22 protein-coding genes are annotated in these 20,482 nt (G+C 68.4%); 19 read left to right on the plus strand and 3 right to left on the minus strand.

The features are described from left to right. Window position 1 precedes the first annotated feature (1 nt). Window positions 2–493, minus strand: coding sequence for a YbaK/prolyl-tRNA synthetase associated domain-containing protein (locus tag JHD82_RS07980; RefSeq protein WP_012207551.1), 492 nt, complete (start codon window positions 491–493; stop codon window positions 2–4). 66 nt (window positions 494–559) lie between these two features. Between JHD82_RS07980 and JHD82_RS07985 the strand changes: the two genes are divergently transcribed. Both JHD82_RS07985 and JHD82_RS07990 read left to right on the plus strand, forming a co-directional pair. Next, window positions 560–1,201: a transcriptional regulator gene (locus JHD82_RS07985; protein ID WP_199135914.1), complete on the plus strand. Its 642-nt coding sequence runs from the start codon at window positions 560–562 to the stop codon at window positions 1,199–1,201. A 44-nt stretch (window positions 1,202–1,245) separates the two neighbouring features. Beyond that, window positions 1,246–2,208 (plus strand): threo-3-hydroxy-L-aspartate ammonia-lyase, encoded by a 963-nt coding sequence (locus JHD82_RS07990; RefSeq protein WP_199135915.1) that lies wholly within the window; start codon window positions 1,246–1,248, stop codon window positions 2,206–2,208. 31 nt (window positions 2,209–2,239) lie between these two features. Here JHD82_RS07990 and JHD82_RS07995 read toward each other — a convergent pair whose 3' ends face one another. Next, the gene (locus JHD82_RS07995) at window positions 2,240–2,974 is read right to left on the minus strand and encodes an NUDIX domain-containing protein (RefSeq protein ID WP_199135916.1); all 735 of its coding nucleotides are present in this window, start codon (window positions 2,972–2,974) and stop codon (window positions 2,240–2,242) included. Window positions 2,975–3,061: 87 nt separating this feature from the next. On the opposite strand from JHD82_RS07995, the gene JHD82_RS08000 reads away from it, so the two are divergent. The 7 genes from JHD82_RS08000 (at window position 3,062) to JHD82_RS08030 (ending at window position 9,287) form a co-directional block, all read left to right on the plus strand. Beyond that, on the plus strand, window positions 3,062–4,135 hold the full coding sequence (locus tag JHD82_RS08000; RefSeq protein WP_199135917.1) for an SPFH domain-containing protein: 1,074 nt from the start codon (window positions 3,062–3,064) through the stop codon (window positions 4,133–4,135). Continuing rightward, window positions 4,122–5,054 carry a sugar kinase gene (locus JHD82_RS08005; protein ID WP_199135918.1) on the plus strand — a complete coding sequence of 311 codons (933 nt, stop codon included), beginning with the start codon at window positions 4,122–4,124 and terminating at the stop codon, window positions 5,052–5,054. The genes JHD82_RS08000 and JHD82_RS08005 overlap by 14 nt, the downstream gene beginning before the upstream one ends. Window positions 5,055–5,110: 56 nt before the next feature. After that, a complete protein-coding gene (locus tag JHD82_RS08010) occupies window positions 5,111–5,695 on the plus strand; it encodes an RNA 2'-phosphotransferase (RefSeq protein ID WP_199135919.1) in 585 nt (194 codons plus the stop codon). Continuing rightward, entirely contained in the window at window positions 5,673–6,284 is a 612-nt protein-coding gene (locus JHD82_RS08015) for an HAD family hydrolase (RefSeq protein ID WP_160852752.1), read from the plus strand. The genes JHD82_RS08010 and JHD82_RS08015 overlap by 23 nt, the downstream gene beginning before the upstream one ends. 28 nt (window positions 6,285–6,312) lie before the next feature. Beyond that, window positions 6,313–6,885, plus strand: a complete 573-nt coding sequence (locus JHD82_RS08020) for an NADAR family protein (RefSeq protein WP_199135920.1) — start codon at window positions 6,313–6,315, stop codon at window positions 6,883–6,885. Window positions 6,886–6,891: 6 nt separating this feature from the next. Next, complete coding sequence (locus tag JHD82_RS08025; RefSeq protein WP_233174663.1) at window positions 6,892–7,860, plus strand: ADP-ribosylglycohydrolase family protein; 969 nt, start codon at window positions 6,892–6,894, stop codon at window positions 7,858–7,860. 368 nt (window positions 7,861–8,228) lie between these two features. Continuing rightward, on the plus strand, window positions 8,229–9,287 hold the full coding sequence (locus tag JHD82_RS08030) for a fimbrial protein (protein ID WP_233174664.1): 1,059 nt from the start codon (window positions 8,229–8,231) through the stop codon (window positions 9,285–9,287). A gap of 15 nt (window positions 9,288–9,302) precedes the next feature. Here the strand turns inward: JHD82_RS08030 and JHD82_RS08035 are convergent, their stop codons facing one another. Then, a complete protein-coding gene (locus JHD82_RS08035) occupies window positions 9,303–9,716 on the minus strand; it encodes a lysozyme inhibitor LprI family protein (protein WP_012207561.1) in 414 nt (137 codons plus the stop codon). Window positions 9,717–9,940: 224 nt separating this feature from the next. Here JHD82_RS08035 and JHD82_RS08040 point away from each other — a divergent pair, with 224 nt between their 5' ends. The 10 genes from JHD82_RS08040 to metC all read left to right on the plus strand — a co-directional run bounded on the left by JHD82_RS08040 (window position 9,941) and on the right by metC (window position 19,901). Next, entirely contained in the window at window positions 9,941–10,801 is an 861-nt protein-coding gene (locus tag JHD82_RS08040; RefSeq protein ID WP_047327838.1) for a transporter substrate-binding domain-containing protein, read from the plus strand. Between the two features lie 102 nt (window positions 10,802–10,903). Continuing rightward, complete coding sequence (locus tag JHD82_RS08045; protein ID WP_199135921.1) at window positions 10,904–11,818, plus strand: transporter substrate-binding domain-containing protein; 915 nt, start codon at window positions 10,904–10,906, stop codon at window positions 11,816–11,818. Further along, a complete protein-coding gene (locus JHD82_RS08050) occupies window positions 11,815–12,633 on the plus strand; it encodes a transporter substrate-binding domain-containing protein (RefSeq protein ID WP_199135922.1) in 819 nt (272 codons plus the stop codon). The genes JHD82_RS08045 and JHD82_RS08050 overlap by 4 nt, the downstream gene beginning before the upstream one ends. Then, window positions 12,630–14,171: an FAD-binding oxidoreductase gene (locus tag JHD82_RS08055; protein WP_199135923.1), complete on the plus strand. Its 1,542-nt coding sequence runs from the start codon at window positions 12,630–12,632 to the stop codon at window positions 14,169–14,171. Before JHD82_RS08050 ends, JHD82_RS08055 begins: the two co-directional genes overlap by 4 nt. Then, on the plus strand, window positions 14,168–15,439 hold the full coding sequence (locus JHD82_RS08060; protein ID WP_199135924.1) for an aminotransferase class I/II-fold pyridoxal phosphate-dependent enzyme: 1,272 nt from the start codon (window positions 14,168–14,170) through the stop codon (window positions 15,437–15,439). The genes JHD82_RS08055 and JHD82_RS08060 overlap by 4 nt, the downstream gene beginning before the upstream one ends. Then, on the plus strand, window positions 15,436–16,185 hold the full coding sequence (locus JHD82_RS08065) for an amino acid ABC transporter permease (RefSeq protein ID WP_013800583.1): 750 nt from the start codon (window positions 15,436–15,438) through the stop codon (window positions 16,183–16,185). The genes JHD82_RS08060 and JHD82_RS08065 overlap by 4 nt, the downstream gene beginning before the upstream one ends. Then, window positions 16,175–16,996 (plus strand): amino acid ABC transporter permease, encoded by an 822-nt coding sequence (locus tag JHD82_RS08070; protein ID WP_199135925.1) that lies wholly within the window; start codon window positions 16,175–16,177, stop codon window positions 16,994–16,996. Before JHD82_RS08065 ends, JHD82_RS08070 begins: the two co-directional genes overlap by 11 nt. Continuing rightward, window positions 16,983–17,984: an amino acid ABC transporter ATP-binding protein gene (locus JHD82_RS08075; RefSeq protein ID WP_269848133.1), complete on the plus strand. Its 1,002-nt coding sequence runs from the start codon at window positions 16,983–16,985 to the stop codon at window positions 17,982–17,984. The genes JHD82_RS08070 and JHD82_RS08075 overlap by 14 nt, the downstream gene beginning before the upstream one ends. Window positions 17,985–18,009: 25 nt before the next feature. After that, on the plus strand, window positions 18,010–18,681 hold the full coding sequence (locus JHD82_RS08080) for a cysteine dioxygenase family protein (RefSeq protein WP_016454425.1): 672 nt from the start codon (window positions 18,010–18,012) through the stop codon (window positions 18,679–18,681). Further along, window positions 18,678–19,901 carry a cystathionine beta-lyase gene (gene metC, locus JHD82_RS08085; protein WP_199135926.1) on the plus strand — a complete coding sequence of 408 codons (1,224 nt, stop codon included), beginning with the start codon at window positions 18,678–18,680 and terminating at the stop codon, window positions 19,899–19,901. Before JHD82_RS08080 ends, metC begins: the two co-directional genes overlap by 4 nt. The last annotated feature ends 581 nt before the right edge of the window (window positions 19,902–20,482 follow it).

The raw sequence follows: 20,482 nt of genomic DNA on the forward strand, positions 1-20,482 counted from the left end.
GTCAATCGGCGCCCTCCCCGCTCAGGCTGTGCAGCGCGGGCCGGGCAATGCGCACATAGTCGGCCGAGTCCAGCACGATGGAGCGATCCAGCCGGCCCGCGTTGAAGGCGATCTCGCCAAAGCGCTCGACCAGGGCCGGGTCCACCACAAGGCGCACCTGCGGGTTGAAGGAGAACGGCGGCACCGATCCCATCACGCAGCCCGTGGCGGCCTGGGCCTCCTCGGGCGAGGCCAGCGTGGCCTTGCGCACGCCCACGGCCTGGGCCAGGCGCTTGAAGTCCAGCTTGCGGTCGCCGGGCAGCACGGCCAGGAACAGCTGGGGATCGCCCGCACCGGCCGCATCGCGGCTCTTGCAGAGCATGGCCTTGGCGCCCTGGCCGGGGGCGGTGCCCCGGATTTCGGCGACCAGGTCTGAGCGGCCTTCGGCCGGATGTTCCAGCACGCGAAAACGCGCGCCCTGGGATTGCAGCAGGTCTACAAGGGTGTCGAACATGGTGGAAAGCGCAGAGAAGTCGTCTGGATTTTGACATTTTGTCCAATTCAAAACAAAATGTCCAATATGACCCAACGAACCCCTGAACAGCGCCAGCTTCTGGACCAGTTGGCCCAGATCGCCGAAGGCCTGGGCCAGACCTTTGCCCCGTTCTGCGAGGTGGTGGTGCATGACCTGCTCGACCCGTCCCATGCGGTGCTGGCCATCCACAACAACCTGTCGGGCCGCGAAGTGGGCCAGGGCGCGACGGAGCTGGGCCTGGCCCGCATCCTCGACCCCGGCTACGAGCAGGTCATCGCCAACTACCCCAACCAGTTCGCCGATGGCCGCCAGGCCAAGAGCACGTCCATCGGCATCCGCGACTCCGAGGGCCGCTACATCGCCGCCCTGTGCATGAATGTGGACCTGACGATGTTCCAGGGCTTCCAGGGCATGCTCAACCGCTTTGCCGCCGTCAGCGGCGACACCCCCGCGCGCGAAATGCTGGACCCCACGGGCGCCGGCGCAGGCGCCGACACGGTGCGTGCCCGCATCGACCAGTTCGCGGCCCGCCTGGCGACCACGCCGCGCGCCCTCAAGCCAGATGAGCGCCGCGCCCTGGTCCGCGAGCTCAAGGGCGCCGGCCTGCTCGATGTGCGCCGCTCCATGGAGACCATTGCCGCCCACCTGGGCGTGTCGCGCGCCACGGTCTACAGCTACGCCAAATAGCTCCCGGCACACCGCCGATCTGCAACCCCTTCTCTCCCGTACCGATGACAAGCCTTCCCACCTATGACGACGTGGCCGCAGCGGCCCAACGCATCCAGGGCCATGCCCACCGCACGCCCGTGCTCACCTCGCGCACGCTGGACGAGGCGCTGGGCGCCCGCGTCTTTCTCAAGTGCGAGAACCTGCAGCGCATGGGCGCCTTCAAGTTCCGCGGCGCCTTCAACGCCCTGTCTCGCTTCAGCCCAGCGCAGCGCAAGGCCGGCGTGGTGGCGTTTTCCTCGGGCAACCACGCCCAGGCCATTGCCCTGGCAGCGCGGCTGCTGGAGATTCCCGCCACCATCGTCATGCCGCATGACGCGCCCGCCGCCAAGGTGGCGGCCACCAAGGGCTATGGCGGCCAGGTGGTGGTCTACGACCGCTATACCGAAGACCGCGAGCAGATCGGCCGCGACCTGGCCGAGCGCCACGGCCTGACCCTGATCCCGCCCTACGACCATGCCGACGTGCTGGCCGGCCAGGGCACGGCCGCCAAGGAACTGTTCGAGGAAACCGGCCCGCTGGACGCCCTCTTCGTGCCGCTGGGCGGCGGGGGCCTGCTGTCGGGCACCGCCCTGTCCACGCGTGCGCTCAGCCCCGACTGCGCGCTCTACGGCGTGGAGCCCGAGGCCGGCAACGACGGCCAGCAGTCGCTGCGCGCAGGCCGCATCGTCCACATCGAAACGCCCAAGACCATTGCCGACGGCGCCCAGACCCAGCACCTGGGCGGCATCACCTTCCCCATCATCCAGCGCGACGTGACTGACATCCTTACCGCCAGCGATGCCGAGCTGGTCGATGCCATGGGCTTCCTGGCCACGCGCATGAAGCTCGTGGTCGAGCCCACCGGCTGCCTGGGCCTGGCCGCCGCGCGCCAGAAAAGCGAAGAGCTGCGCGGACGGCGCGTGGGCATCATCCTCAGCGGCGGCAACGTGGACATGCAGCGCTTTTGCAGCCTGCTGGGCGCCTGATCCTGATCCTGGCCCTGATCGAAGGCCGCCCTCACCCGCGCGGGCTGAAGGTGCGCGGAAACACCACGGGCGCGCTGCGGTCGGCCAGGCGGTAGCCCATGGCGGGGCGGCGTGACGTGCCCTCCACCTGGCCGGCCTCCACCAGAAAGCCGGCCGCCATCATGCGCGTGCGAAAACCGCTCTTGTCCACAGGGCGGCCCAGCACCACTTCGTAGGCCTGCTGCAGCTGCGGCAGCGTGAAGGGCTCGGGCAGCAGAAAGGCCGGCAGCGAGGTGTATTCCACCTTGCCCCGCAGCCGCTCCACCGCTGCGCGCAGGATCTCGCCGTGGTCGAAGGCCAGCGCAGGCTCGCGCAGCAGTTCATCGACGGCAAACCACGACACATCGGCCGCATTCGCGCCCTTGGCCAGGATCAGGTCATGGCCCGGGATCAGCGCGAAATACACATGCGTGGCCGACCAGCCACGCGGGTCGCGCGCCGCGCCGCCCCAGCTTCCCAGCTGCTCCAGGTAGGGGCTGTCCACACCCGTCTTGTCCAGCAGCTTGCGCCGCGCGCAGGCCAGCAGGTCCGCGTCCTGGCGCACATCCACAAAGCCGCCGGGCAGCGCCCACAGCCCCGGAAACGGCTCGCTGCCCGCCGTGGGGCGCTGCACCAGCAGCACCAGCAGGGCATCATCGGCCACCGTGAAGATGACCACGTCCACCGTGGTGAACGGGCGCGGGAAGTCCAGCGCGCCCTGCGGGGATGGGGAATTTTTTTCAGCCATGGGATGGATTGTGCTTGACGTGCCGGATTTTAAGTTGCACTATGCAACCCATACAAGTTGCACAGAGCAACTTAAAGGAGAAGCACCATGTTCGGCATCCGTTTCATCAAGTCCCAACCCACGGTCCACCTCATGCAGTTCCGCGCCGGCAAGGTGGTGCGCGAGGGTGCGGGCCAGTCCTTCTTCTACTACGCGCCCACCACCACCCTGGTCGCGGTGCCCGTGGGCAGCCAGGACTGCCACTTCATGCTGGAGCTGGTGACGGCCGACTTCCAGAGCGTCACCGTGCAGGGCCAGGTCACCTACCGCATCAGCACACCGCGCCAGACCGCCACGCTGATGGACTTCTCCCTGGCGCGCGACGGCCAGAAATACCTGTCCGAAGACCCGCAGCGCCTGGGCGACCGCGTGACCATGCAGGCCGAGGTCATCATCCAGCAGGCCGTGCAGGCGCTGGAGCTCAAGCAGGCGCTGCGCTCCTCGGCACTCATTGCGCGCACGGCCCAGCAGGAGCTGGCCGCCCAGCCCGAAATCGAGGCGCTGGGGCTGGAGATCCTGGGTGTCTCGGTCATGGCCGTCAAACCCACGCCCGACATCGCCCGCGCCCTGGAAGCCGAGGCGCGCGAGTCCAACCTCAAGGCCGCGGACGACGCCGTCTATGCCCGCCGCATGGCTGCCGTGGAAAACGAGCGCGCCATCCGCCAGAACGAGCTCGATACCGATGTGGCCGTGGAAAAGAAAAAGCGCCAGATCCGCGAGGCCCAGCTGGAAGCCAAGGCCGCCCAGATGCGCAAGGAAAACGAGCTGCGCGCCGAACAGATGTCCGCCGACGTGGCGCTGGAGACCAGCCGCCGCGACTTCGTCGAAGGCCAGGCCGCCAACAGCCGCACCCTGGCCGAGGCCGAGGCCTACCGCGTTGGCGCCGTCATGCAGGCCCTGGAAAAGGCCGACCCGCGCATCGTGCAATCGCTGGCCGCCGTGGGCATGCAGCCGGGCCAGCTCATCGCCCAGGCCTTTGGCGGCATTGCCGAGAAGGCCGAGCGCATCGGCCAGCTCAACGTCTCGCCCGAGCTGCTGCAGTCGCTCATGGGCGCCGGTGCAGGCCATGCAGCCGCCGTGACCGATCCCGAACCCGCAAGGAGCCGCCGTGAACGCCAATGAACGCAAGACCGTGCTGGTGGTGCGGCGCACGCGGCTCGATGAGCTGGTGGCCAGGTACCACACGCTGTCCCAGGCGCGCTTCTACATCGAGCACCTGGGCGCCGACTTCGGCGACTACCTGCGCGAAAGCGCCGCCTACGCCGCCGCCCTGCAGGCCGTGGTGCAGGCGCTGGAGGCGCGCGGCCGCTACCAGATCGTGGACCGCGCCCTGGTGCCCAACTTCGTCTTCGGCGCCGACGACATCGTGGTGGCGCTGGGCCAGGACGGCATGGTGGCCAACACCATGAAATACCTGGACGGCCAGCCGCTCATCGGCGTCAACCCCGAGCCCTCGCGCTGGGACGGCCTGCTGCTGCCCTTCGCCCCCGCCGACCTGGCTGCCCTGCTGGGCGACGTGGCCGCCAACCGCCGCCCCACGCGCGCCGTCACCCTGGCCGAAGCGCGCCTGAGCGACGGCCAGGTGCTGCGCGCCGCCAACGACCTGTTCATCGGCCCGCGCAGCCACACCTCGGCTCTGTACGACATCGCGCTTGGTGACCGGCACGAATCCCAGTCGTCCTCCGGCCTCATCGTCGCCACGGGGCTGGGCTCGTCCGCCTGGATCAAAAGCATCGTCACGGGATCGATGGGCATTGCCCGCGCCGTGCGCGGCGCATCCACCGACTTCGACTACCAGCCCTTCGCCTGGGATGCGCCACGCCTGGACTTCGCCGTGCGCGAGCCCTTTCCCAGCCGCTCTTCCACGGCCGAGCTGGTCTACGGCCAGGTCACCGCCGGCCAGCCGCTGACCCTGCGCTCGCGCATGCCCGACCATGGCGTCATCTTCTCGGACGGCATGGAAGCCGACTACCTGCAGTTCACGGCGGGCATGCAGGCCACCATCGGCCTGTCGGACCGGCAGGGCTGCCTGGTGGTGTGAAGCCCGAAGCACGGACAATCATCGACACAACAAGAAAATCCATGGAAATGGACCGTATGAACAACAAGAACACACTGACATCGACCAGCAAATTCATGAGCCTGGTCCTGCGCCACAACCCCGGCCGCGCCGGGCTCGCCCTCGACGCCCAGGGCTGGGTCTCCATAGACGCATTGCTGCGCGGCGCCCAGGCGGCCGGCCGCAACATCTCGCCCGCACTGCTGATGGAGGTGGTGCAAAGCTGCCCCAAGCAGCGCTTTGCCATCAGCGCCGACGGCCTGCGCATCCGCGCCAGCCAGGGGCATTCCGTGCAGATCGACCTGGGCCTGCAGGCCAGCGTGCCGCCGCAGCGCCTCTACCATGGCACGGCCACGCGCTTTCTGGACTCCATCCTGCGCACCGGCCTGGACCGGCGCAACCGCCACCACGTGCACCTGACCGACAACCTGGCCACGGCCCGCTCCGTGGGCCAGCGCTATGGCCGGGTAGTGCTGCTGGAGATCGATGCGGCGCGCATGCATGCCGATGCCTGCCTGTTCTACCGCTCGGACAACGGCGTCTGGCTCACGGACAGCGTGGCACCGCACTACCTGCGCGTGCGAGCCGAAGAGGAACACGATGAAACCCATCATTGCCCTTGACGCCGATGGCGTGCTGCTGGACTACAACCGCGCCTATGCCGGTGCCTGGGAACGCGCGTTCGGCCAGCGCCCCGCCGAGGCCGACCCCCATGCCTACTGGGCCATGGACCGCTGGGCCGTGCAGGCGCTGGACGGCGAGCGCCTGCAACAGTTCAGGGCCTGCATGGACGATGCCTTCTGGCGCAGCATTCCCGCGCTGGGCAATGCCTTGCAGGCCTGCCACGACCTGCAGGGCGCCGGCTACGAACTGGTCTGCGTGACGGCCCTGGCGGCGCGCTTCGAACAGGCCCGCCTGGGCAACCTGCGCGACCTCGGCTTTCCCATCGACCGCGTGATCGCCACGGGCCGGACCACCGGCGTGCGCAGCCCCAAGGCAGACGCCCTGCAGCGGCTCGGCCCGGTCGCTTTCGTGGACGACTATCTGCCCTACCTCCGGGACATTGGCCCGGGCATTCACGCGGCCCTGGTGTGCCGTGGCCCGAACGGCACGCCCAACACCGGGCCGGACCTGGTCCACGCCCACTCGCAGCACGCAGACCTGATGGCCTTCAGCCAGTGGTGGCTGCAGCAAGCTCCATCGCATTCCTGAAACGGCACACACGGCAACGAGACAGCCCATGACTACGACAGACCACATCGCCTCCCTGCAAGACCTCCAGCACGCCATGGCCCAGGGCCTCACCCCGCGCTTCCTGCCGTTCTGGGGCCACCAGCCTGCGGCCGATGGCTCCATCGGCAAGACCTGCATGAGCCAGTGGTTCGAGGCGGGCTTCGAGGTCGATGGCCAGCACTACCCCACGGCCGAGCATTTCATGATGGCGGGCAAGGCACGGCTGTTTGGCGACGAGGCGGCGCACGCGGCCATCGTGCGCTGCCGCACGCCGGGCGAGGCCAAGAAGCTGGGGCGTGGCATCCAGGGCTTTGATGAAGCGGCCTGGGTGGCCGCGCGCATGGGCATCGTGGTGCGCGCCAACGAGGCCAAGTTCTCCCAGAACCCCGCCCTGGCCCGCTATCTGCTGAACACGGGCGACCGGGTTCTGGTGGAAGCCAGCCCCGTGGACGCCATCTGGGGCATCGGCCTGGCCGCCGACGATGTGCGCGCCACCGACCCCGCGCGCTGGCAGGGCCTGAACCTGCTGGGCTTTGCCCTCATGCAGGTGCGGGCGCGGCTGCGCAGCACCGCTCCCTGACCAACCATGAGCAAGAGCACAGGCATGGCCATGGACACGCTGGACCGATACCGTGGTGCCCTGCTGGGCCTGGCCTGTGGCGACGCCGTGGGAACGACGCTGGAATTCCAGCCGCGCGGCAGCTTTGCGCCGCTGACCGACATGGTGGGCGGCGGCCCCTTCTCGCTGCCCGCAGGCAAGTGGACCGACGACACCTCCATGGCCCTGTGCCTGGCCGAAAGCCTGCTCCAGCGCGGCGGCTGCGACCCGCAGGACCAGATGACGCGCTATGCCAACTGGTACGAATGGGGCTACTGGAGTTCCACCGGCAACTGCTTTGACATCGGCATGGCCACCAGGGAGGCCATCCAGCGCTTCCTGGCCACCGGCGATCCGCTGGCCGGGTCGCCCGACCCGGACCAGGCCGGCAACGGCTCCCTGATGCGGCTGGCGCCCGTGCCCATGTTCTTCGGCCCCGACGAGGACCTGGTGCAGCGCATGGCTGAACTCAGCTCACGCACTACCCACGCGGCACCTGAATGCCTGCAGGCCTGCCGCCTGTTCGCCGTGGCGCTGTGCCGGGCACTGCAGGGACTGCCCCGGCAGCAGGTTCTGGACCTGGGCGGCGTTCTGCAAGACGGCGCCAGCCCGCGCCTGCGGGAGATTGCCCGTGGCGACTATCGCGACAAGCCGGCCGCACAGATTCGCGGCAGCGGCTACGTGGTGGACAGCCTGGAGGCGGCCCTGTGGTGCTTTGCGAGGCATGACAGCTTTGAAGGCGCGGTACTGCAGGCCGCCAACCTGGGCGATGACGCCGACACCACGGCAGCCATCACGGGCCAGTTGGCCGGAGCCCTCCACGGCGCCAGCGGCATTGCGGACCGCTGGCTGGAACGCCTGCACCTGGCCCCTGAGATCACAGCCCTGGCCGATGGGCTCTGGCAATCCGCCAGAGGTGCCAGGGACGCTTCTCCGACCGCACCTCTCAGCAACTGAGCGGCCTGGCGCGCTCACGACAGCCGCCGGGTCCGCGAACGGACTGGACCAGGCTTGTCTGCGCGACCTCCCACGCACCCGAGCTCCGTGACACGCGGGCCTTGCTCTTTACGAATCGCGTGCATGGGCGGCTTTTGACTGAGCCACACACCATTTTCAGAACAATCTGATTGCATCACCTCATATCTTCGGCGTAGAGTGCGAAATACCAAAGAGGCCACCCATCGAATGATTCGATGCTTTCATTTCCAGCCCCTCATTATTCACTCAAAAGTTCAATAAAACTATTGCGTGATATTTTCGAGAATCATACTTCAGCAATGGACCGAATCAGTATCATGCATTCTTCTTTCACTACCTCATTTCCCTTGCAAGTACGCCGCCTTGCATTGATCGCCCTTCCATTTCTCATCGCCTTTTCAGCGGCAACGATGAACACCAATGCCTTTGCCGGGGGCGTATTCTCTCCCACCAGCTCCAGCATTTCACTGCCCGAGGAAATAACAGTACCCGGAAATTACTCCAACGGATCGACGCTATGGAAGTCTACGGCAACCGTATTTAATCTTAAAGCGGTGCTGAACACGGCATTCGAGTACGATGTTTCCAAAGCCGTTGTAGCTGCCAATGTTCAATTCGGAAACAAGACGCCCGGATACAATAATGTCTACAGCACCAATATTCCCGGCATTGGAATCCGCTGGTGGGCAACATGGCGCGGCCCCAGCGCTCCCAGTGGCAGAACCATGCCCATTACCACCGAATCAGAAAATAATTCGGGCGCGCTGGGTTATTTCTGGAATGTTTCATCCACCCAGGATGTCTGGATCGAGCTGGTGAAAACCGGCAGCGTTTCCGCTGGCACACTAACGGGCTCCGGGATGAACGTCGAGATGCGATTCCAGTGCCCCAGCTGCATCGCAGGATACGTCAACCTGTCCGGCCGCACCAAGGTGGTGGTCGGTCCCTCCTGCTCGGTGGCCGCCTCGACCATCTCCGTACCCATGGGCGCTGTGCCCATCCTGCGGTTCACGGGCCTCCAATCCACCTCCATCCCCCAGCACTTCGACATCACGCTGGAATGCAAGGGCGGCGCGCCCGAAAGCGTTCTGCGTCCCCACATCACGCTCACCGATGCCAACGACACCAGCAATCAGAGCACCGTCCTGACCTTGAGCCAGGCCACGTCAGGCGGCAAACCGGTTGCCACCGGAATAGGCATACAGATACTGAAGGATGGCACCGCTCTCGGCTACGGCCCGGACTCCAACGTGCCTGGCAACACCAACCAATGGAGTGCGGGAACCATCGCCCAGGGCGTTGCCCAGTTCAAGATCCCGCTGACTGCCAAATACGTGCAGACCGCTGCGGCAGTCACGACGGGGCAGGCCAATGGCAGGGCCACCTTCACGCTGAACTACCAGTGAGCAGCGTCCCCGCCCTCAGGGCTTCTTGTCCAGCTGCATTTCCCAGGACTTGAGCTGTTTGGCGCGGGCGCGGGCGAAGTCGCTCCAGCAGTTGGCGCGGGCATCGTCCTTGGCAAAGCTGGCGGAATTGAATTCAGAGAGGAACTCGCAGGCACTGCGTGCGTACTGCACCCAGTTTCTCTGCGCCACTTCCAGCTCTTCCGACGCCTGGGGCATGCGGGCCTTGAGCTTGAGCGACAGCGAGACGTAGGCGGCCTTGACCATGGCCACGTTCTGCTCGTGCAGGCAGGCGCGCACCTCGGACATGTTGGTGGAGCTTTCCTCGCAATTGCCCGAGCTGGTGGGATTGGCGGCCCAGGCCACGGGGCTGGCACACAGCAGGGCGGCGCAGGCGAGAGGGGCGAGTAGGGACGCTAGGGCTTGGTGCATGGGAGAGGGCTCGCTGGGAGGTGCCGGTGGGTGCAGCACCCCGGCCGTCGCGATTACACCATCGACCCGCCCTGCTTCGGGCCCACATTTCCCTGGTGATCACCCTGATGCAGCGACGCAAAGTGCATAAACATGCTCCCAAAGCTTTGTTGCCGTGGGTCAAGGGCGGCCAGAAGATGCGGGCGTACGCATCTTTCGTTCGTCCCGACCGCCCCGCTCCCGCCATGCACACAAGCCCCACCCTGCGCCGCCAGCCCCGCGCCACCCTTTCCGCATCCCTGACCTTCATCGCCGCCGCGCTGGCCCTGGCCTGCACCCAGGCCCGGGCCGATGCCACGCTGGACAAGATCAAGCAGCGCGGCAAGGTCACCATTGGCGTGCTGGTCAATGGCGGGCCCTTCGGCTCCATCGACCCGTCCACCCAGCAGCTGGTGGGCTGGAACCCCGAGCTGGCACGCGCCCTGGCCAAGGGCCTGGGCGTGGAGGCCGAGCTGGTCCAGGTGCAGACCGCCACGCGCGTGCAGTTTCTGCAGGCCGGCAAGGTGGATCTGCTGATCGCCTCCATGGAGCTGAACCCCGACCGTGCCGAGACCCTGGGCTACGCGCCCACGCCCTTCTACCGCGTGGGCGGCATTGCCGCCGTGCGCAAGGGCAGCGGCATCGCCAAGTGGGAAGACCTGCGCGGCAAGCCCGTGTGCGTGTCCCAGGGCAGCAGCTTTGCCAAGCCGCTGGCCAGCGAGTACGGCGCCCAGGTGCATGGCTACAAGAGCTCGTCGGACTCGCTGCTGGCGCTCAAGGGCGGCAACTGCGTGGCCGCCGTGCATGACAGCACGCTGATCTACCCGCTGCTGCGCAGCAACCCCGAATGGGCGCAGTACTCGGCCCCCATCGCCGGCGAGGTGCTGCCCGCGCCTTCCGTGGTCTGGACCCGCAAGGGCGAGGCCGACACCATCGCCGCCGTGGACAAGGTGGTGCAGGACTGGCACCGCACGGGCTGGCTGATCGCCGCCGAAAAGCGCGTGGGCATCGAGCCGGCCAACCCGCTGCTGCCCGAGCTGCAGGCCAAGTTCAAGTCAGCCAGCTGACCGCCGGCCGCCACGGCGGTCCACCCCTGCTTTTTTTTCGACCACCCAGGCCCAGGCCCCGCAAGACGGGGCCGGGCCTTCCGTTCCCTGATGGATTCACGCATGCCCCGCCTTCTTCCCCCCCTTGCCGCCGCCCTGGCCCTGCTGCTGGGCGCCGGCGCCGCCCACGCCGATGCCACGCTGGACAAGATCAAGCAACGCGGCAAGCTGTCCGTGGGCATTGATGGCGCCAGCCCGCCGTTCGGCGTGCTGGACCCCGCCACCGGCAAGACCGGCGGCTACCAGACCGAGCTGGCCGCCGACATCGCGCGCCGCCTGGGCGTGCCGCTGGAGACGGTTCCCGTGACCGCCTCCACGCGCGTGCAGTTCCTGCAAAGCGGCAAGGTGGACCTGTTGATCGCCAACATCCAGTGGACGCAGGAGCGCAGCGAGATCCTCTCGTTCGCGCCCACGCCCTATGACCTGATCGGCGGCGGCGCCCTGGTGGCCAAGGCCAGCGGCATCAAGCGCTGGGAAGACCTGCGTGGCAAGGTGGCCTGCGTGTCGCAGGGCAGCAACTTCGCCAAGCCCCTGGCCGAGAGCTATGGCGCCGTGGTCAAGGGCCTGCGCGGCATTCCCGAGTCGCTGCTGGCGCTCAAGGGCGGCACCTGCGCGGCTTCGGTCCATATCCAGCCCGCGCTCTATGAAAAGCTCACCGGCCCGAATGCATCCGAGTGGAAGGACTTCGAGCTGGGCACGCAGGACCAGTTGATTCCCTCGCCCACCGTGGTGTGGACGCGCCGCGGCGAGGCAGACACCCAGGCCTTCGTGGACAAGGCCATCCAGGACTGGCACCGCACGGGCTTTCTGCTCAAGGTGGCCCGCGCCAGCGGCGTGCCCGACACCTGGATCGCCGAGCGCCACGAACGCGCGCTGAAGGGCCAGTTCGACCGCGCGCCCTACGACTTCGCGGTGTATGCGGCAGCGCAGGCCGATGCGCAGGCAACCCAGGCCGCCGCCAAGGGAGCCAAGCCATGAAGCGGACTCGCACCGCACTGGCGGCCCTGCTCGCCCTCACGGCCCTGGCAGCCCATGCCGACGCCACGCTGGACCGCATCAAGCAGCGCGGCAAGATCGTGGTGGGGGTGATGCTTTCGGGGCCGCCGTTCGGCACCATCGACCCCGTCACGCAAAGGCACGTGGGCTACAACGTGCAGCTGTCCGAAGGCGTGGCCAAGGGCCTGGGCGTGGGAGTGGAGACCGTGCAGGTCCAGCCGTCCAACCGCGTGCAGTTCCTGCAGCAGGGCAAGGTGGACATCCTGATCGCCAACATGCAGTGGACGCAGGAGCGCAGCGAGATCCTGTCCTTCGTGCCCACGCCGTTCGAGGAAGTCGGCGGCGCCGCCATCGCCAAGAAGGGCAGCGGCGTGCGCCAGTGGGACGACCTGCGCGGCAAGCCCGTGTGCGTGTCGCAGGGCAGCAATTTCACCAAGCCGCTGGCCGATCAATACGGCGCCCAGATCAAGGCCTTCCGGGGCCAGCCCGAGTCGCTGCTGGCCCTCAAGGGCGGCAACTGCGCGGCCGCCGTGCATGTCAGCCCCACGCTGCGCGAACTCGTGGCCAGCAATGCGGACTGGAAGGACTACGAGATCGTTTCGCCCGCCGACATCATTCCCTCGCCCTCGGTGATCTGGCTGCGCAAGGGCGAGTCCGACACGCAGGCGGCCATCGACCGCATCGTGCAGGACTGGCACCGCACCGGCTGGCTGATCGAGGTGGAGCAGCGCAACGGCATGACGCCCACGCCGCTGCTGCACCAACTGCACGACAAGTTCAGGAAGGCGCCCGCATGAGCACCCACACCAGCACCAACACCAGCACCAGCGGCCACATCACCGGCCCCGCCGACCTGGTAACCGCGCTGCGCCACGCCCTGGGCGACGCCCATGTGCTCACGGGTGCCGATGCGGCCGGCTACCTGACCGACCAGCATGGCCGCCTCACGGGCCAGGCCCTGGCCGTGGCACGGCCCGCCGACACGGCCCAGGTGGCGCAGCTGGTGCGCCTGTGCCGCGCCCACCGCACGCCCATCGTGGCCCAGGGCGGCAACACCGGGCTGATGGGCGGCGCCACGCCCGACGCCTCGGGCCACGCCGTGCTGCTGTCGCTGGCGCGCCTGAACCGCGTGCGCGCCATCGACACCGACAACGACACCCTGACCGTGGAAGCCGGCGCCGTGCTGGCCCATGTGCAGCAGGCAGCGCGCGATGCGGACCGGCTGTTTCCCCTCAGCCTGGGCTCCGAGGGCAGCTGCACCATTGGCGGCAACCTGTCCACCAACGCGGGCGGCACCCAGGTGCTGCGCTACGGCAACGCGCGCGAGCTGGTGCTGGGCCTGGAAGTGGTGACGGCCGAGGGCGACATCTGGGACGGCCTGCGCGGGCTGCGCAAGGACAACACCGGCTATGCGCTGCGCGACCTGTACGTGGGCAGCGAAGGCACGCTGGGCATCATCACGGCGGCCACGCTGCGCCTGCATCCGCTGCCCCGCGCCCAGCACACGGCCCTGCTGGCCTTTGGCTGCATACGCGATGCAGTGGCCTTCCTCAGCCAGGCGCGGGCGGGCTTCGGCGCCAGCCTGACGGCGTTCGAGCTGATGTCGGACACGGCACTGGGCCTGATAGCCCGCCATGTGCCCGAGCAGCCGATACCGCTGGCGCTCAAGGCGCCCTGGTTTGCGCTGATCGAGCTGTCCGACAGCGAGGGCGAGGACCATGCGCGCCAGCGCTTCGAGTGCGTGGTGGGCCAGGCCTTCGAGGACGGCCTGGTCACCGATGCCGCCATTGCCGAGAGCCTGCAGCAAAGCCAGGCCCTGTGGCAGCTGCGCGACCAGGCCCTGGGCGAGGCCCAGCGGCGCGACGGCCGCAACATCAAGCACGACGTGTCGGTGCCCATCTCGCGCATCCCCGACTTTCTTGCGGCCACGGCCGCGCTGCTGCAGGCGCGCTTTGGCGCCGTGCGGCCCGTGGCCTTCGGGCACCTGGGCGACGGCAACCTGCACTACAACGTGTCGCACGCTCCGGACAGCACGCCCGCGCAGCTGTTTGCCCAGGAAGACGCCATCCACGAGGTGGTGCACGACAGCGTGCACGCCCACGGCGGCTCCATCAGCGCCGAGCACGGCGTGGGCCAGACCAAGCGCGACCTGCTGCCCCGCTACAAGAGCGCCGTGGAGCTGCAGCTCATGCGGCGTCTCAAGCAGGCCTTCGACCCGCTGGGCCTGCTCAATCCCGGCAAGGTGCTGCAAGCCCTGCCGGACGATTTGCCGCATGACTTGCCGCAGGTTTCTCCAACGCCAGCCGCCGCATTCCAGGAAGGCCCCACGCCATGACCACGCCCTTTCCCCTTTCGCAGCGCGTGCAACGCGTCAGTCTCTCGCCCAATGCCGCGGCCAGCGCGCGGGCCACGGCCCTGGCCCGCCAGGGCCGCGACATCATTGCGCTGACCACGGGCGAGCCCGATTTCGACACGCCCGAGCCCATCAAGCAGGCCGCCATCGCGGCCCTGGCCCGTGGCGAAACCAAGTACACGCCCACGCCCGGCACGGCCGCGCTGCGCCAGGCCATCAGCGCCAAGTACCGGCGCGAGAACGGGCTGGACTTCGACGCCGGGCAGATCATCGTCAGCAACGGCGGCAAGCAGGTGATCTACAACGCGCTGGCGGCCACGCTGGACGCGGGCGACGAGGTCATCGTGCCCGCGCCGTACTGGCCTTCGTTTCCCGACATCGTGCGCGTGAACGACGGCACGCCGGTCATCGTGGACTGCGGCATTGAGCAGGGCTTCAAGCTCACGCCAGCCGCGCTGCAGGCCGCCATCACGCCGCGCACGCGCTGGCTGGTGCTGAACACGCCGGGCAACCCCTCGGGCGCCGTCTACAGCCGCGAGGAACTGGCCGCCCTGGCCCAGGTGCTGCGCCAGCACCCGCAGGTGCTGGTGCTGCTCGACGAGCTGTACGAGCACATCTGGTTCACGCCCCAGGCCCCCGCGCACTGGCTGGCGGTGGCCCCCGACCTGCGCGAGCGCACGCTGCTGGTCAACGGCGTCTCCAAGACCTATGCCATGACCGGCTGGCGCATCGGCTGGGGCGCAGGCCCGGCCGCGCTGGTGCAGGCCATGGTGGTGATCCAGTCGCAGGCCTCGTCAGGGCCCAATTCCGTGGCCCAGGCCGCAGCCGCGGCGGCGCTGCAGTCGCCCGACCAGAGCTTTGTGCAGCAGGCCCGCAACGCCTATGCGCGGCGCGCGCAACGGGTCACCCAGGCGCTGGACCAGGTGCCGGGCCTGGCCCTGCTGCCGCCGGGCGGATCGTTCTTTGCCTTTGTGCACTGCGGCGCGCTGATAGGCCACCTGCGCCCGGACGGCCAGCCCATCGCCAGCGACACCGACCTGACCGAATGGCTGCTGGAGTCCGAAGGCGTGGCTGCCGTGGATGGCGGGGCCTACGGCCTGTCGCCGTACTTCCGCATCTCCACGGCCGCCAGCGACGAGGTGCTGGCCGAGGCCACGGCCCGCATCGCACGCGCCGTGGCCGCGCTGAAAGACCCCGCTGCGCAAGCGCAAGCGCATGCACAGCCGGCCGCACTGGAGGCCGTGCCATGAACGACAGCCTGCTTGCCCAGGGCGTGCAAGCGCTCAAGGGCCTGGGCCTGAACTACGCCTTCGTGCTGGACGTGGCCGAGCGCCAGGCCTTTGTGCGCGGCATGTTCGTGACCGTGCAGCTGGCCCTGCTGACCATTGCCGGCAGCCTGGCGGCCGGCGTGGCGCTGGCGGCGGCCCTGACCTCGGGCCGCGCCTGGCTGGCACGGCCTGCGCGCGCCTTTGTGGAGGTCACGCGCAACACGCCCACGCTGGTGCAGCTGTACTGCGCCTTCCTGGTGCTCAACATGCTGATCACCCAGCAGCTGCGCGACTGGGGCGCGGGCAACAACCCGCTCACGCCCTTTGTCTGGGTGGTGATCGTGGTCTCGCTGCACAAGGGCGTGTTCCATGCCGAGGCGCTGCGCGCCGGCATCGAGGCCGTGCCCGCCACCACGCTGGAGGCGGCGCGCTCGCTGGGCTTTTCGCAGCGCCAGCTGCTGGTGCGCGTGCAGCTGCCGCTGGCCGTGCGCTTTGCCCTGCCCTCGCTGACCAACAACCTGGTGGACCTGGTGAAGATGACGGCCGTGGCCTCGGCCATCGCCGTGGGCGACGTGACCTACGAGTCCATCATGATCTGGTCGCAGCGCGACAACGTGCTGGAGCTGCTGCTGCTCATCCTGCTGTGGTTCGGCCTGCTGACCTGGCTGGTCAGCCTGGCGGGCCGCTGGCTGGAACAACACCTGAGGATGCCCGGCTATGGCCAATGAAGCCACCCTGAACGCCGGCGCCGCGCCCCGCCCGCTGCCTGCCGCCCTGCTGCGCGCGGTGCGCAGCCCCTGGCTGATCGCGGGCGCCGCACTGCTGGTTCTGTGCGCCTGCTGGGCCGCCACGGACAGCGCCCCGCCCGCCTTCTTGCACCTGTGGAAATGGCTGCCCGCGCTGCTGCGCGGCCTCCTGGTCAACATCGAGATCAGCGTGCTGGCCGTGGCCCTCGGCACCGTGGCCGGCCTGGTGCTGGGAGCCCTGTCGCTGTCGCCCACGCCGGCCGTGCGCACGGGCGTGCGCTGGTATGTGCAGCTGTTTCGCAATGCGCCCATCCTGGTGCTCATCTACTTCACCACCTATGTGTTCCCGTTCGAGCTGAAGCTGGTGGGCTGGACCTTTCCGTTCCCCGACTGGGTCAAGGTGGTGCTGGGCCTGGCCCTGCCCACCAGCGCCAACGTGGCCGAGATCTTCCGGGGAGCCATCCAGTCCATTCCCAGCGCGCAGTGGGAGGCGGCCCAGTCGCTGGCCTTTCGCCGCAGCGAGATCTTCCGCCTCATCGTGCTGCCGCAGTGCGTGCGCCGCATGCTGCCGCCGTGGATGAACCTCTACGCCAGCATCACCATGAGCACCTCGCTGGCCTCGCTGGTGGGCGTGCACGACGTGGTGGACACCGCCCAGATCGCCAGCAACACCGTGGCACGCACGGACTTCACCATCCTTGTGTACTTCACGCTGCTCGCGCTTTTCTTTGCCTATTGCTATCCCATCGCCCGGGCAACCCGGGCATTGGAGCGACGCCATGAAAATCACTGAAACGCTCCCCCTGAGCGGCTTCGCCGCTTCCCCCTCTCTCGCTTCGCGGGAGGGGGACGACACCTTCGCTGCGGGGCGGCCCTTGCTTGGCGTCCCTGAGTCGGGCAGCGCTGGCACACACCACGTCACCCAAGCGGTGCATAGTGCCGCCTCGGCAGAGTCCGGCACGGCGCCCGCACTGGTCCACCTGCAGGATGTGCACCTGTCCTTTGGCGACAACCAGGTGCTCCAAGGCATCGACGTGCAGGTGCGGCGCGGCGAGGCGGTGACCATCATCGGGCCCTCGGGCTCGGGCAAGTCCACCATCCTGCGCTGCATCACCGGCCTGCTGCGGCCCCAGCGCGGCGCCATCTCGGTGGCGGGCACGCGCGTGGACCAGCTGCGCACCGAGGCCGAGCTGATCGCCCTGCGCAAGCGCGTGGGCTTCGTCTTCCAGCAGTACAACCTGTTCCCCCATCTGTCGGTGCTGGAGAACCTGGTCATCGCCCCCACGCGCGTGGTCGGCCGCGACCGCGCCACGGCCGAGCGCGAGGCCCGCGCCCTGCTGCAGAAGGTGCGCCTGGACCACAAGGAATCCGCCTACCCCGGCGAGCTGTCCGGCGGCCAGCAGCAGCGCGTGGCCATTGCGCGCGCCCTGGCCATGCGGCCCGAGCTGATCCTGTTCGACGAAGTGACCTCGGCCCTGGACCCCGAGACCGTGGGCGAGGTGCTGACCGTGATCCGCGACCTGGTCAGGGACGGCATGACCTGCGTGCTGGTCACGCACGAAATGCGCTTTGCCGAAGAGGTCAGCGACCAGGTCTATTTCACCGAGGCCGGCCGCATCGTCGAGCACGGCCCGGCCGCCCAGATCTTCGGCAGCCCGCGCAGCGAGCGCACGCGCGAATTCCTGCAGCGCGCCCTGGGCGATGGTGCACGGCCCAGGCCTGCGCCAGCCGCCCCGGCCACAACGCCGCTGCCCTTCAACAGCCTGCGCTTTGCCCTTTGATCCCCCACCTCCAGGAGCACATCCCATGACCGCAGAAACAACGACTGAAACCCCGGCCGGCACAGGCGCAGATACAGGCACCCATACAGACGCCGCCGCCCGGCGCCGCCAGGCCGTGGACGCCGCCCTGGCCGACGTGCGTCAGCTGCTGCAGGCCGGCGCGCCCGACCGCAGCACCCTGTCGGCCATCACCGCACGCCTGGAGCAGCTGGCCGCGCACAAGGCCTTGTTCAGCCGCGCGGACTTTCCCCCGCCCGCGCAGACCGAAGGCGTGGGCGCCTCCACGCGCTACCGCCTCAACCCGGCCGATGGCGATGCGGGCCTGGCCCTGTACCTGAACTCCATCAACCCCGGCAAGACCACGGCGCCGCACAACCACACGACCTGGGCCGTGATCGTTGCCGTCGAAGGCCAGGAGCTCAACCGCCTCTACGAACGCACGGACGACCGCAGCAACCCCGCACGCGCCAGCATCCACCTGGCGCGCGAATTCACCGTGCAGCCGGGCGCCTCCATCGCCTTCCTGCCCGATGACATCCACAGCATTGCCGTCGTGGGCGAGCAGCCCACGCTGCACTTCCACCTCTACGGCCAGCCGCTGGAAACCCTGAGCGGCCGCGTGGCCATCGACCCCGACACCGGCGAAGTCAAGAACTACAACGCCGCCTACTTCCGTCCCAGCGAGGCCGTGGCATGAGCACCCCCCAAGACAAGCACCGGCCGCTGGGCCCGTCGACCCGCCTGCTGCACGCAGGCACGCCGCCGCTGCAGGGCGGCTCCGGCCCCGTCAACGTGCCCGTGGTGCGCACCAGCACCGTGCGCTTTGCCGACAGCGCCGCCTACGCCGACCTGCACCACCGCCGCGAGGCCGGCGAGCGCGTGGCCTCCTACGGCCGCCACGGCCTGGACACGCACCGCGCGCTGGAAGACGCCGTGGTCGCGCTGGAGGGCGGGCACCGCGCCTTTCTCACGCCCTCGGGCCTGTCCGCCATCACCCTGGTGCTCATCGCCCTGCTCTCGCCCGGCGACCATGCCCTGGTGGCCGACAGCGTCTACTCGCCCGTGCGCCGCGTGGATGCCACCTTGCTGCAGCGCCTGGGCATCACGCTGGAGTACTTCTCGCCCTCGCGCGACGATCTGGCCGGCAAGATCCGCCCCAACACCCGCCTGGTCTACCTGGAATCGCCCAGCTCCCTGCTCTACGAGGTGCTGGACCTGCCCGCCCTGGCCGCCGTGGCGCGCCGGCACGGCATTGCCGTGGCCACCGACAACACCTGGAGCGGCGGCTGGTTCTACCAGCCCCTGGAGCACGGCGCCAACCTCTCCATCCAGGCCGCGACCAAGTACATTGCCGGCCACTCCGACGTGATGCAGGGCATCGTCATCACCGACGGCCCCGCGCTGTCGAAGAAGATATCCACCGCCTACGAGGCCCTGGGCCTGACCATAGGCGCCGACGACGCCTACCTGGCACTGCGCGGCCTGCGCACCCTGCCCGTGCGCCTGGCCCAGCACCAGCGCCACGCCACCGAAATCGCGCAGTGGCTGGAGCAGCAGCCCCAGGTCGGCCGCGTCTTCTACCCGGCCCTGCCGTCCGATCCCGGCCATGCGCTGTGGAAGCGTGACTTCAGCGGGGCCAGCGGGCTGGTGTCATTCGCGTTTGCCGAAGGGGTGGACTCCGGTGCCGGCGCCGTGTTCGTTGACTCGTTGCGGCAGTTTGCGCAGGGGGCTTCCTGGGGCGGGTATGAGAGCCTGGCGCTGGTGGCGCAGCCTGAGCGGTTGCGGGAGCACAGTGTGTGGACGGGGACTGCGCCTGTGGTGCGGTTGCATGTGGGGCTGGAGGATCCTTTGGATTTGATTGCGGATCTGGAGAGGGGGTTTGGGGGGGTGGTGGAGCGGTTCAGGTTGGCTGCCTGAGATTTTTGGGCGCTGCTGCGTTTGCTGCGTTTGCTGCGTTTGCTGCGTGTTGCTGCGCTTGCTGGTTCTGGCCCTGCCGGGGGGTTTCTTTTCGAGGCCGGGTCTCGGCCCGGCGGCCGACCTACCTTCTTTTGCTTCGCCAAAAGAACGTAGGCCAAGAAAAGGCGACCCGGATGTCCGCGACCCCTTCGCTTCGCTGCGGGGCAACCTGCGTCGTGGCGGTTGCGGGGTTCGCCGTGAAACTCTCTTCGCGCTGCGCGCTACGTTCAAACATCACGGCGAGTCAGATCACGAAGCAGTCCTGTCCTTCGGCAGGACTGCAACCCCGCAACCACCACGCCGCAGGCGCTGACATACGGGGAGTTTGCCCGGGCCTTCGCTTCGCTCGGCCCCTGGTTTGAAGCCGAGCGGAGCGATGGCGCCGGCTGTTGGCTGTTGGCTACCCCTCAGCCTCCCCCCTTCTGCCCACGCCTGCGTTGGGCGGGATGCGGGGTGGCAAGCCTGCCGAAGGACAGGCTTGCTTCGTTGTCTAGCTCGCCGTGATGTTTGAGTGAAGCGCGCAGCGCGCAACGAGTTTCACG

This window comes from Delftia sp. ASV31 (assembly GCF_016428765.1).
In the GTDB taxonomy this organism is placed as follows: Bacteria; Pseudomonadota; Gammaproteobacteria; order Burkholderiales; family Burkholderiaceae_C; genus Comamonas; species Comamonas acidovorans.